This is a genomic window from Labrys sp. WJW, from assembly GCF_001676615.1.
Lineage (GTDB): Bacteria > Pseudomonadota > Alphaproteobacteria > Rhizobiales > Labraceae > Labrys > Labrys sedimenti.
Genome location: NZ_LYXZ01000041.1, coordinates 53,016 through 64,974, shown reverse-complemented (window position 1 = coordinate 64,974; position 11,959 = coordinate 53,016). Strand labels below are relative to the sequence as shown.

At 64.6% G+C, this 11,959-nt stretch carries 10 protein-coding genes; 3 read left to right on the top strand and 7 right to left on the bottom strand.

Translation table 11 applies throughout. The features are described 5' to 3' along the window. The first annotated feature begins 2 nt into the window (after positions 1–2). Positions 3–1,286, top strand: a complete 1,284-nt coding sequence (locus tag BA190_RS24710) for an amylo-alpha-1,6-glucosidase (RefSeq protein ID WP_068293915.1) — start codon at positions 3–5, stop codon at positions 1,284–1,286. Positions 1,287–1,364: 78 nt separating this feature from the next. Here BA190_RS24710 and hutH read toward each other — a convergent pair whose 3' ends face one another. From hutH to BA190_RS24675, 7 genes are all read right to left on the bottom strand, one after another. Further along, entirely contained in the window at positions 1,365–2,855 is a 1,491-nt protein-coding gene (gene hutH, locus BA190_RS24705; protein ID WP_068293912.1) for a histidine ammonia-lyase, read from the bottom strand. 268 nt (positions 2,856–3,123) lie between these two features. Beyond that, the gene (locus BA190_RS24700; protein ID WP_068293909.1) at positions 3,124–3,903 is read right to left on the bottom strand and encodes an ABC transporter ATP-binding protein; all 780 of its coding nucleotides are present in this window, start codon (positions 3,901–3,903) and stop codon (positions 3,124–3,126) included. A gap of 11 nt (positions 3,904–3,914) precedes the next feature. Beyond that, a complete protein-coding gene (locus BA190_RS24695; protein WP_068293906.1) occupies positions 3,915–4,637 on the bottom strand; it encodes an ABC transporter permease in 723 nt (240 codons plus the stop codon). An 8-nt stretch (positions 4,638–4,645) separates the two neighbouring features. Next, positions 4,646–5,401 (bottom strand): ABC transporter permease, encoded by a 756-nt coding sequence (locus tag BA190_RS24690; RefSeq protein WP_371260385.1) that lies wholly within the window; start codon positions 5,399–5,401, stop codon positions 4,646–4,648. 146 nt (positions 5,402–5,547) lie between these two features. Continuing rightward, positions 5,548–6,402 (bottom strand): transporter substrate-binding domain-containing protein, encoded by an 855-nt coding sequence (locus BA190_RS24685; RefSeq protein WP_068293903.1) that lies wholly within the window; start codon positions 6,400–6,402, stop codon positions 5,548–5,550. A 170-nt stretch (positions 6,403–6,572) separates the two neighbouring features. After that, positions 6,573–7,430: a transporter substrate-binding domain-containing protein gene (locus BA190_RS24680; protein ID WP_202908520.1), complete on the bottom strand. Its 858-nt coding sequence runs from the start codon at positions 7,428–7,430 to the stop codon at positions 6,573–6,575. A 36-nt stretch (positions 7,431–7,466) separates the two neighbouring features. Beyond that, the gene (locus BA190_RS24675; RefSeq protein WP_068293897.1) at positions 7,467–8,873 is read right to left on the bottom strand and encodes a formimidoylglutamate deiminase; all 1,407 of its coding nucleotides are present in this window, start codon (positions 8,871–8,873) and stop codon (positions 7,467–7,469) included. Between the two features lie 113 nt (positions 8,874–8,986). On the opposite strand from BA190_RS24675, the gene hutC reads away from it, so the two are divergent. Together hutC and hutU are read left to right on the top strand one after the other, a co-directional pair. Next, positions 8,987–9,790: a histidine utilization repressor gene (gene hutC, locus BA190_RS24670; RefSeq protein WP_068293892.1), complete on the top strand. Its 804-nt coding sequence runs from the start codon at positions 8,987–8,989 to the stop codon at positions 9,788–9,790. Between the two features lie 83 nt (positions 9,791–9,873). Further along, complete coding sequence (gene hutU, locus BA190_RS24665) at positions 9,874–11,547, top strand: urocanate hydratase (protein WP_068294078.1); 1,674 nt, start codon at positions 9,874–9,876, stop codon at positions 11,545–11,547. Positions 11,548–11,959 lie beyond the last annotated feature (412 nt).

Here is an 11,959-nt window from a genome sequence, read left to right as displayed (position 1 = left end):
TCATGAGCCGACTTGACCGTGCCGCCGCGTTCAAGCGGGCGGCTGCCGTGCTGCGCGAGAATGATCGCGGCGCCTACACCATCCCTACCAAGGGGCTCTATCCCTTCCAGTGGAACTGGGATTCCTGCCTGACGGCACTGGGGTTGCGCCATCTCGACGAGAACAGGGCCTGGCAGGAGGTCGAGACCCTGCTCGACCATCAATGGCCGGATGGCATGGTGCCGCACATCGTCTTTCACGTCGACGACGACGGCTATTTTCCCGGCCCCGGCGTCTGGCGCACCGGCCGCCCGGTGCCGACCTCCGGCATCACCCAGCCGCCGGTGCTGGCTTATGTGATGAAGCGCCTGCATGACGAGGCCGGAGACCGCGCGCTTGCCCGCCGCAAGGCGCAGGCCCTGCTGGCCAAGGCAGATGCCTGGCATCGCTGGTTCTATGCCTGCCGTGACCCCAAGGATACCGGCCTCGTCGCCATCATCCATCCCTGGGAGTCCGGCCGCGACAATTCGATCGACTGGGACGAGGCGATGATGCGCGTGCCGACCGACGGGGTCGAGCCCTATGAACGGCGCGATACCAGGCATGTCGATTCCGCCCAGCGCCCGCACAAGGCCGACTATGACCGCTTCCTCTGGCTGCTGCAGCGTTTCCGCGGCCTCGGTTGGGACAATGCCAGGCTGCACGACGCCTCGCCCTTCAAGGTGGTCGATCCCGGCTTCAACGCCATCCTGATCCGCTCGGACAGCGATCTCGCCGACCTTGCGCAGACGCTGGGTGAGCCCGAGATCGCCGCACGGGCCCGCGAGCGGGTCGCCAAGGCCAGAGCGGCCTTCGAGACGCTCTGGAGCGACGCTTTCGGCCAGTATCTCTGCCTCGACCGCGTCTCCAACCAGTTGATCGACAGCCCCTCGATCGGCGGGCTGCTGCCCGTCTTCGCGGGGCTGGGTGACGGAGCGCGACAACGGAGCATCGCAGCCCGCATCGAGGCTTGGCGCAAGCGCACCCGTTTCGGCGTCGCCAGCCACGATCCGGCGGACCGGCGCTTCGAATCCAAGCGCTATTGGCGCGGGCCGGCCTGGATCATCGTCAACATGCTGATCGCCGACGGGCTGCGGCGCTGCAATCTCGCCGACGCCGCGGCCAAGGTCGAGGCCGGCAGCCTGGCCCTGATCGAGGAAAGTGGCTTTGCCGAATATTACGACCCGATCTCCGGCGAGGGCCTCGGCGGCGGCCAGTTCACCTGGACGGCCGCCATGGTGGCCGAGCTGGTGAAGCGGGCGGCTTGAGCTTGTGGGAGCTGGCTTGGTGGACGCGGGGTTCCTTTACCCTCCCCATCGAGGGGAGGGTAAAGAACCTGAGCCGCCTCAGGCCGCGGTGGCGTCTGCCCGGCGGATGATCCCGCGCGCGACGGCGATATCGCCCGCCAAGGGGCGGTCGTCGCGATAGGGAGGCAGGGCCGTGCGCACGTCGCGATAGAAGGCATCCGTGCCCGGTGCCTTGGCGAGGTCTTCTGCCTGCAGGTCATAGGCCTGGGCATCGGCCAGGAGTTCGATCGCCAGGATATGCTCGGCATTGTCGAGGATCTGCAGCGCCTTGAGGGCGGCCGGTGTAGCGTGGCTGAGATGATCCTCCTGCAGGCCCGAGGTGATGCCGCCGTCGAGGCTCGCCGGGCTGGCGAGGCGCCGGTTGAGCGCCACCAGCGAGGCTGCTGTATATTGGGCGATCATGAAGCCTGAGGAGACCCCGCTTCCCACGGCGAGGAAGGCCGGCAGGTTGCTGACATGCGGATTGACGAGGCGGTCTATGCGCCGCTCCGCCATCGCCGCCAGCTCGGCCACCGCAATGGCGAGCGTGTCCATGGCGAGTGCGATTCCGGGCGCCACGGCATGCGCCTCCGAATAAACCTCGGGCGCCTCGGGCGTGCCGAGCACGGCCGGATTGTCGGTGACGGAGGCAAGTTCCCGGTCGACGGTGGCGCCGATCTCGGCAAGCGCATCGCGCACCGCGCCATGCACATGCGGCACGGCCCGCAGGCTGAGTGGGTCCTGGGTCTGGCGTCCAGCTGCGGCGGCCAGAATGGCGCTGCCCTCGAGCAAGGCGCGCAGGTGGCGTCCGGTTGTCTGCATCCCTACGGAAATGCGCAAGGCGAGCGAGGCCTCGTCGAAGGCCCGAGGCTGGCTGCGCAGGTTCTCGAAGCTCATGGCGGCTGTGACGTCGGCCCAGCCGGCCAGCTTTTCGCTGCGAGCCAGGGCGAGCGCGGCGAGGCCGGTGACGCAGGGCGAACCGTTGACCAGGCTCAGGCCCTCCTTGGCCTCAAGCACCAATGGCGTGCGCCCGATGCGGGCCAGCGTCTCACTGCCCGTCAGTCTCTGCCCGTCGAGCACGGCGTGGCCCTCGCCGATCAAGACCAGGGCGATATGGGCCATGTGGCTGAGATAGCCGACCGAGCCGAGCGAGGGCACCTCGGGAATGCAGTCATGCGCCAGCAGGGCCAGCATCTGCTCGACGACCTCGGGCCTGACTCCGGAACGGCCATGGGCGTAATTGTTGATGGCCGCGGCCATGATCGCCCGCGTCTCGGTCTTGCCGAGAGGGGCACCGACGCCGACGGCATGGCTCATCACGATGTTGCGCGACAAGTGCTGCTGCTGGGGCCGGTCGACGATGACATTGGCGAGGCCGCCGACGCCAGTGTTCACACCATAGGCGAGAATGCCGCGCTCGACGATGGCATCGACGATGGCCCGGGCATAGGAGAGGCGCTGCCAGGCGGCCTCGGAAAGGGCGAGTTCCGCTCCTTCTGCGATGGCGGCGATCTCTTGCCAGGTGAGGGGGCGGTCAAGGGTGATGGGCATGGGGAAACCAGGACGAGGAGGAGTATCGGGATAGAGAAATTGAGGCCGAGGTTGCACAGCCCCTCACCTTTACCCTCTCCCCGTAAGAACGGGGCGAGGGGACTTCGATGCCGCGCTCTTTTTCCCAAAAGGTCTTGTCTCGCCCGACCGTAGGGCGAGATGAGCGATGCAAGGATCGAATTCAACGCTTGCGCCCCCTCGCCCCGTTCTTACGGGGAGAGGGTAAGGGTGAGGGGCGCCGCAACCCACCTGCCGTCGCGCCAGATCGTCAATGATGCTGGCTGGAGATGAACTGCTTGAAGCGTTCGGACTTCGTTTCCTTGAACAGTTCGTCGGGCGAACCGTCCGCCTCCACCTCGCCCTTGTGCAGGAACATCACGCGGTTGGAGACGTTGCGGGCGAACCCCATCTCGTGGGTGACCACCAGCATGGTACGGCCTTCCTCGGCGAGGCCGCGCATCACGCGCAGGACCTCGCCGACCAGCTCCGGGTCGAGCGCCGAAGTCGGCTCGTCGAACAGCATCACCTTCGGCTTCATCGCCAGCGCCCGGGCGATGGCGGCGCGCTGCTGCTGGCCGCCCGACATGTGCGAGGGATAGTAGTTGCGGCGCTCGGCGAGGCCGACCCGCTCCAGCAGGGCCTCGGCCTCGGCGATGCACTCGGCCTTGGGGCGACCCAACACGTGCACCGGCCCTTCGATCAGGTTCTGCAGCACGGTCATGTGCGACCACAGATTGAAACTCTGGAACACCATGCCGAGTTCGGAGCGGATGCGGTCCACCTGTTTGCCATTGGTCGGCTCGAGGTGGCCTTTCTTGCCGCGGCGCATCTCGACCTTCTCGCCGGCGACGACGATCTCGCCGTCATCGGGCGTTTCGAGCAGGTTGATGCAGCGCAGGAAGGTGCTCTTGCCCGAGCCCGAAGCGCCGAGGATGGAAATCACGTCGCCCTGGTGGGCATCGAGTGAAATGCCCTTGAGCACTTCATGATCGCCGAAGCTCTTGCGGATGTTCTTGACGCTGAGAGCGATTTCGCTGGAAGCGGCCATGGCGTTTCCTTTCAGCCGACGATGGTGCGCGGGGTCTGCGCGCTCGGCGGCATGAAGCGCAGATGGGGGGAGAGGACACGCTCGGCGCGACCGAGCAGGAAGATGATGACATAGCTCAGGGCGATGTAGACAACGCCCGCCAGCGCCAGGACCGGCACGTCGAGCAGGGCCTGGCGGCCGATCTTCTGGGCGATGCCGGTCATCTCGACCACACCGATCAGTCCGGCCAGCGAGGTCGATTTCAAGGTGAGGATCACCTCGGTCGAATAGGCCGGCAGGGCCTGACGCAGGGCGATCGGCGCGATGATGCGGTAGAGTAGCTTGAAGCCGGACATGCCGATGGCACGCGCCGCCTCGATCTCCTTGGTCGAGACGGCCAGCAGGCCGCCGCGCAGGATTTCCGCCTGGTAGGCGGCGGTGCAGAGCGCCATCACGAACACCGCCGAGGCGATGCGGTTCTTCAGCACCAGCCAGAACCAGGATTCCTTCATGAACTGGAACTGGGCCAGGCCGTAGAAGATCAGGAAGATCTGGATCAGTAGCGGCGTGCCGCGAAAGATGAAGATATAGGCCTTGGCGATACCGGACAGCAGCCCGTTGCTGCTCATACGCATCCACAGCACGATCAGGGCAAAGACGAGGCCGAGCAGGACGGAGAAGATGAAGAGCATCAACGTCGTCGGCAGGACGGCGAGGATCTTGTTCAGGGCTTCGAGGGCGAAATCGAGACTCATGGCGGCACCTACGATCCCACCGGGCGGCGGAAGCTCTTGGCTACCCGCCGCTCACCGGCACTGAAGATCTGGGTCGAGAAGGTCGTCAGGATGAGATAGAGGCAGGCCGCGACGGTAAAGAACAGGAAGGGCTGGCGTGTCGATCCGTTCGCCTTGTTGGCGGCGTTCATGATCTCGACCAGGCCGGTGACCGAGATCAGGGCGGAGTCCTTCACGCTGAGCTGGAAGACGTTGCCGAGGCCGGGGATGGCAAAGCGCATGATCTGCGGCGCGATGATGCGGCGAAAGCGCATGAAGCGCGGCATGCCGATGGCGCGGCCCGCCTCGATCTCGCCCTTGGCGATGGCGGTGAAGGCGCCGCGGAAGACCTCGGCCTGGTAGGCGGCGGAGATCAGGCCGACGCCGAGCGCGCCGGCGAGGAAGCTGTTGATCGTGGTGCTGTTGCCGATGCCGAGCGCACCCAGCGAATTGCCGATCACATCGACCACGCGGCCGAAATAAACCATGTAGATGATCAACAGTTCCGGGGCTCCACGCAGCACGACGGTGTAGAGATTGCCGACCAAAGTGGCGGGCACGTTGCCGGCAATCTTGGCCCAGGCGACCAGGGCGCCGACGATGGCGCCGATCAGCATCGCCGCGACGGTGACGGCCAGCGTCATTCCCGCGCCGCCGAGGAGATAGAGCCCCCAGCCGGTCTCGCCGAAACCGAGCGTGGCAACCAGATAGGAGATCTTGTCGGATAGGCTGGTGATTACGTCCACAATGCGGCTCTCCTCTCGGGGCAGGCCAGTGAGACATAGGCGATGGCGGCTCGTCGCGGCCGCTGCGGTGGCATCGGCCGGGCGGGCAGTGTCGTCCCTTCAGCCCGCGGCCGGACCTGGCCGGCCCGCGGACTGAAGCCGAAGACTTACGAGCCCTTGACGGGGGTCACGTCCAGCTTGAACCATTTCAGGCTGAGCTTCTTGACGGTGCCGTCGGCGATGGCGCTGCCGATCGCCTTGTCCCACATCTCGCGCAGATCGTTGTCCGACTGGCGGAAGGCCGGGCCGATGCCCTCGCCCCAGATCGGGCCGGCAATCTGAGCGCCGACGAGGGTCATCTGCTCATTGCCCGACTTGGCGAAGGCGGAGGTGAAATAGGTGTCGTCGTCGAAGCCGACATCGATGCGCCCGCCCGTAATGTCGAGGTCGCGCTCGCCCGAGGTCTTGTACTCGGTGATGGTAGCGATGTCCTTGAAGTTCTCTTCGACGAATTTGGTGTAGACGGTGGCGGTCTGGATGCCGATGGTCTTGCCCTTCAGGGCTTCACGCATCTTCTCCACCGTGCTCTTGTCATGGCCGGCCTCGCCCGTCAGCGTCACCGTGGTGCCGGTGCCGTCCATCTTGGCGAGATCGCCGGTCTTCAGGCCGGCGAAGCCCGCGGGGGTCTGGGCATAGGGCTGCGAGAAGGCGACCTGCTTCTTGCGGTCGTCGGTGATCGACATCGCGTCCATGATCATGTCGAACTTGCCGCCGTTCAGGCCGGCAATCATGCCGTCCCAGTCCTGGGCGATGAATTTGCACTCGATCTTCATGCGACCGCACAGATCCTTGGCGAGGTCGATCTCGAAACCGTCCATGCTGCCATCGGGCTTGGTCAGGTTCCAGGGTTCGTAGGCGCCTTCCAGTGCGATCGTGACCGTCTTCCACTCCTTGGCCCCAGCCGGCATGGCCGTCAGGGCGGCCAGCGCCAGCAGCGCCGAGGAGATCAGGTACTTCTTCATCGTCGGTTCCCCTTTGGGTTTTGGCCGCCCGGTCTTCCGGTCCGGCTTCATTCTGGATCGCCCTTGCAACGCCTCGATCGGTCTTGTGCCGCTTGCTTGAGGCGCGATCCGGGCGGACCGTGGTCCCCGCCCGGATGCCAGCGTGGTCAGCGCTTTCGGATTTGCCTGACTCAGGACTTGGTCTGAGGCGACATGTCCGTCTTGAACCATTTCATGCTGAGCTTCTTGATCGTGCCGTCGGCAAGGGCTTCGCCGATCGCCTTGTCGAACATGTCGCGCAGCTCCGGATCGGATTTCCGGAAGGCCGGGCCGATGCCTTCGCTCCACACCGCGCCGGTGATTTCAGGGCCGGCCAGCATCATTTCCGAGTGATCGGGGCGCGACAGCACCGAGTAATAGAAGGTGACGTCGCCGACGGTGGCGTCGACACGGCCGGCGGAGAGGTCGAGATCCGCCTCACCCACCGTCTTGTATTCGGTGATGGTGGCCACGTCCTTGAAGTTCTTGGCCAGCCATTCGGCATAGTTGGTGGCAACCTGCACGCCGATGGTCTTGCCCTTCACGGCATCGCGCAGGGTGTCGACCGTCGGCTTGTCGTGTGCGGCATCGCCCGTCAGCGTCACGATGGTGCCGGTGCCGGCGAGCTTGGCGAGATCGTTGGATTTCAGCGTGGCGAAACCGGCACGTTCGCCGGCATAGGGACGCGAGAAGTCGATCTGCTTCTTGCGCTCCTCGGTGATCGACATGCCGTCCATGATCACGTCGAATTTACCGGCATTGAGGCTCGGGATCATGCCGTCCCAGTCCTGGGCGATGAACTTGCACTCGACCTTGATGCGTCCGCAGATATCCTTGGCGAGGTCGATCTCGAAGCCGTCCATGGTGCCGTCGGGCTTGGTCAGGTTCCAGGGCTCATAGGCGCCCTCCAGGCCGATGGTAACGGTCTTCCACTCCTTGGCCTGGACGGCCGGAACGCTCATCAGCGTCGCCAGCGCCAGGATGGCGGTGGAAATGAGGGTCTTCTTCATCATCAATTCCCCTATGTTAACAGCAACCTGCCCGCCTCAATGACGGGCCAGGTTTCTGATCGCGGTCTTGAAGGCCGCATTGATGATGTCGTCCTGGTCGTGACGCCCGTCGCGGATACGCCACTGCCCCTCAACCATGACGTCACGCACCGTACGGTCGCCAAGCGCGAACAGCCAGCGATCGACAATAGCGTTATCCCTAGCGCTGTCCATGAAAGCGTCGTCACCGTCGAGGACGACCAGGCTGGCGAGCTTGCCGGGGGCGATGGCGCCGATGGGCTGGCCGAGGGCCTGGGCGCCGCCGGCGAGGGCCGCGTCGTAAATATCGCGTCCGACCGAACGGTGCGGGCCATTGGCGAGCCGGTTGCGCTTTTCGTCGCGCAGGCGCTGTGAATATTCGAGTGTGCGCAGCTCGTCGACCACGCTGGGGGAGACGTGGCTGTCGGTACCGATGCCGAAACGCCCGTTCTGGGCGCGATAGGCGACCGCGTCGAAGATGCCGTCGCCGAGATTGGCCTCGGTCGCGGGGCACAGGCCCGCGATGGCGCCGCTCGCCGCCATGCGCTGAAGCTCGGACGGATCGGCATGGGTGGCGTGGATCAGGCACCAGCGCTCGTCCACCGGCATGTGGTCGAACAGCCACTGCATCGGGCGTTTGCCGCTCCAGGCCAGGCTGTCGTCGACTTCTTTCTGCTGCTCGGCGATGTGGATGTGCAGTGGCCCGGGCTTTGACATCACCTTGGGCAGGCTCGCCATCAGCGTGTTCATTTCGTCGGGCGTCGCCGCCCGCAGCGAGTGGAAGGCATAGCCGAGCGTGGCGCCCTGGCCAGCGCAGGCCGGGGCGAGTTCGGCCATCAGGCGCTCGAAGCCATCGACATCGTGGATGAAGCGGCGCTGGCCCTCATGCGGGGCGACACCGCCGAAATTGGCATGGGCGTAGAAGACGGGCAGCAGCGTCATGCCGATGCCGCTGGTCCTGGCCGCGGCCAGGATGCGCTTGGACATCTCGGCGCGATCGGCGAAGAGGGCGCCGCTCTTGTCATGATGCAGATAGTGGAATTCGGCGATCGAGCCGAAGCCGGCCTTGAGCAGGTCGACATAGAGCCGGGTGGCAATCGCCTCGGCGTCCTCGGGGGTGATCTGGCCGACGGTGCGATACATTTCCTCGCGCCAGGTCCAGAAGCTGTCGTTGCCCGAGCCGGATACCTCGGCAAGGCCGGACATGGCGCGCTGGAAGGCGTGGGAATGCAAATTGGGCATGGCGGGCAGCACAGGGCCGGCGGCGACCTCGGCGCCATCGGCCGTGGCATCGGGGGTCACGGCGCTGATCCGGCCTGAACCATCGATCTCGATGCGCACATTCCGGGCCCAGCCCTCGGGCAGCAGGGCCTGGCTGGCGTAAAGGCTGTGGTGGCTCTGGAGTTGTGGGCGGAAATCGGGCATGTTTGTGTACCGACGAGTTCGCAACTTGTATGTATAAGTTTTATACATATTTTTGCGATCGTGACAAGGGCCGTGTGAAGCGGTGAGTCGATTTTTTGAGGAATGACGTCGTCATGAGCATGTCGCCGGACCGGAAGCCGGAGCCCGCCATATCAGCCACGCCGCTCTATGCCGAGGTAAAGCAGCACATCCTCGCGCGGGTGCGCAGTGGCGAGTGGCCGCCGGATCATCGCATCCCTTCCGAAAGCGAATTGGTCGAGCAGCTCGGGGTCAGCCGCATGACGGTGAACAGGGCGTTGCGCGAGCTCAGCCTCGAGGGCGTGCTGGTGCGCATGCAGGGCAGGGGCTCCTTCGTGGCGGGCGGCAACAGTCATTCGGATGTGTTCGCCGTCACCAATATCGCCGAGGAAATCCGCGCGCGCGGCCATGACTACAGTGCGCAGGTCCTGCTGCTCGACACGCTGAAGGCGACGCCGGATATCGCCGATTTGCTCGAATTGCCGATCGGAAGCCCGGTTTTTCATTCAATTATCGTGCATTGCGACAATGATGTGCCGATCCAGCTCGAAGATCGTTTCGTCAATCCCGCGGTGGCGCCGGGCTATCTCGATCATGATTTCTCCAAGGTGACGCCCAATGAGGTGCTCAGCGCGGTGGTGCCGTGGAGCGAGGCGGAGCATCGCATCGAGGCGGTGCTGCCGCAGGCCTGGGAGTGCAAGCTGCTGGCGATCTCGCGGGCCGATCCCTGCCTGCTGATCCGGCGCCGCACCTTCGCGACCGGATGGGTGGGGGCGCCGGCTCCGGAGGCCGGTGACGACGAGGAGGCCGTGCAGCATGTCGTCACCGCGGTGCGCCTGCTGCTGCCGGGCGGGCGCTATCGCATCGAGCACAGGCGACATTCCAACCGCGTGGGTTAAATGTTCCGAAGGGCTCGGCGGTCCTTGACAGCGGAGCCGATTTGCTGCTAACTTGTATATACAAGCAACAAGAGGTCATGTACATGCTCAGCAATGCCCGTTTCCGCGATGTCGAGATCCGCGCCCCGCGTGGCACTCAGCTCAATGCCAAGAGCTGGTTGACCGAAGCGCCGCTGCGCATGCTCATGAACAATCTCGATCCCGACGTGGCCGAGAACCCCAAGGAATTGGTGGTCTATGGCGGTATCGGCCGCGCCGCCCGCGACTGGGAGTGCTTCGACACCATCGTGCGCGAGTTGAAGAACCTCAACAATGACGAGACGCTGCTGGTGCAGTCCGGCAAGCCGGTCGGCGTGTTCAAGACCCATGCCGACGCGCCGCGCGTCCTGATCGCCAATTCCAACCTGGTGCCGCATTGGGCGACCTGGGAGAAGTTCAACCAGCTCGATGCCGAAGGCCTGATGATGTACGGCCAGATGACGGCCGGCTCCTGGATCTATATCGGCTCCCAGGGCATCGTGCAGGGCACCTATGAGACCTTCGTCGAAGCCGGGCGCCAGCATTATGGCGGCGACCTCGCCGGCCGCTGGGTGCTCACTGCCGGTCTCGGCGGCATGGGCGGCGCGCAGCCGCTGGCCGCGACCCTGGCCGGTGCGGTGTCGCTGAACATCGAATGCCAGCAGCAGAGCATCGATTTCCGCCTGCGCACCCGTTATGTCGACAAGCAGGCCCGCGATCTTGATCACGCGCTTGAGCTGATCAAGCAGCATTGCGACCGCAAGGAAGCCGTTTCGATCGCTTTGCTTGGCAATGCCGCCGAGATCCTGCCCGAACTGGTGCGTCGCGGCGTCCGCCCCGACATGGTCACCGACCAGACCTCCGCCCATGATCCGCTGAACGGCTATCTGCCGATCGGCTGGACCTGGGAGGAGTACAAGGAGCGTGCCCGCACCGAGCCGGCCCGCGTCGTCGAGGAAGCCAAGAAGTCGATGGCCGTGCATGTGCGCGCCATGCTCGACTTCCAGAAGATGGGCGTGCCCACCTTCGACTACGGCAACAATATCCGCCAGATGGCCAAGGAAGTCGGCGTCGACAACGCCTTCGATTTCCCGGGCTTCGTGCCGGCCTATATCCGTCCGCTGTTCTGTCGCGGCATCGGTCCGTTCCGCTGGGCCGCGCTGTCCGGCGACCCGGCCGACATCGCCAAGACCGACGCCAAGGTCAAGGAACTGATCCCGGACGACAAGCACCTGCACAACTGGCTCGACATGGCTGCCGAGCGCATCGCCTTCCAGGGCCTGCCCGCGCGCATCTGCTGGGTCGGCCTCGGGCAGCGCCACCGCCTCGGCCTTGCCTTCAACGAGATGGTGCGCAATGGCGAGCTCTCCGCGCCGGTCGTCATCGGCCGCGACCATCTCGATAGTGGCTCGGTCGCCTCGCCCAACCGCGAGACGGAATCCATGCGTGACGGCTCGGACGCCGTGTCCGACTGGCCACTGCTCAACGCCCTGCTCAACTGCGCCTCGGGTGCGACCTGGGTGTCGCTGCATCACGGCGGCGGTGTCGGCATGGGCTATTCGCAGCATTCGGGCATGGTCATCGTCTGCGATGGCACCGAGGACGCCGACCGGCGCCTCGCCCGCGTGCTGGTCAACGATCCCGGCACCGGCGTGATGCGCCATGCGGATGCCGGCTACGACATCGCCATCGACTGGGCCAAGCAGCAGGGCATGAACCTGCCGATGCTGAACAAGTAAGGCTGCCAGTCGGAAAAACAATCATGGCCAACCCGTGCCGGTTGGCTGCAAGGCGGGTCCCCGGGCCCGCCTTTTTTGTGCCCGGATGGGGCTCTCCCCTTGGCCAGGCAGCGCACTCTGGTCACCACTGGTGCAAGGCGGAGTTGCATCATGCCGCTGCTGCATTGTGACTTTTCAGTAACAAGGAGGCTAAAAAGCGGCCATTTTCAGGCATGTGATAAGAATTTGTATTGTCGCCCTGGTCCGATTGGTCCAGATTCGGCTGGTAAATTTTTTAATTTCGTAATTTTGCTTCTGATGCCGATAGGATTTTAATCCGAAGACCTTCCATCTTTTGTCAGTCGGCAGATGTTTTCTTGGAGGAAATCATGATAAAAAAATCATTTATTTTGGGGGCTGTGGCCGGCCTTAC

What these genes read in the sequence shown, in the direction of transcription:
- BA190_RS24710 (WP_068293915.1), top strand. Translation starts at nt 3, where the DNA reads ATGAGCCGACTTGACCGTGCCGCCGCGTTCAAGCGGGCGGCTGCCGTG.
- hutH (WP_068293912.1), bottom strand. Translation starts at nt 2,855, where the DNA reads ATGCCCATCACCCTTGACCGCCCCCTCACCTGGCAAGAGATCGCCGCC.
- BA190_RS24700 (WP_068293909.1), bottom strand. Translation starts at nt 3,903, where the DNA reads ATGGCCGCTTCCAGCGAAATCGCTCTCAGCGTCAAGAACATCCGCAAG.
- BA190_RS24695 (WP_068293906.1), bottom strand. Translation starts at nt 4,637, where the DNA reads ATGAGTCTCGATTTCGCCCTCGAAGCCCTGAACAAGATCCTCGCCGTC.
- BA190_RS24685 (WP_068293903.1), bottom strand. Translation starts at nt 6,402, where the DNA reads ATGAAGAAGTACCTGATCTCCTCGGCGCTGCTGGCGCTGGCCGCCCTG.
- BA190_RS24680 (WP_202908520.1), bottom strand. Translation starts at nt 7,430, where the DNA reads ATGAAGAAGACCCTCATTTCCACCGCCATCCTGGCGCTGGCGACGCTG.
- BA190_RS24675 (WP_068293897.1), bottom strand. Translation starts at nt 8,873, where the DNA reads ATGCCCGATTTCCGCCCACAACTCCAGAGCCACCACAGCCTTTACGCC.
- hutC (WP_068293892.1), top strand. Translation starts at nt 8,987, where the DNA reads ATGAGCATGTCGCCGGACCGGAAGCCGGAGCCCGCCATATCAGCCACG.
- hutU (WP_068294078.1), top strand. Translation starts at nt 9,874, where the DNA reads ATGCTCAGCAATGCCCGTTTCCGCGATGTCGAGATCCGCGCCCCGCGT.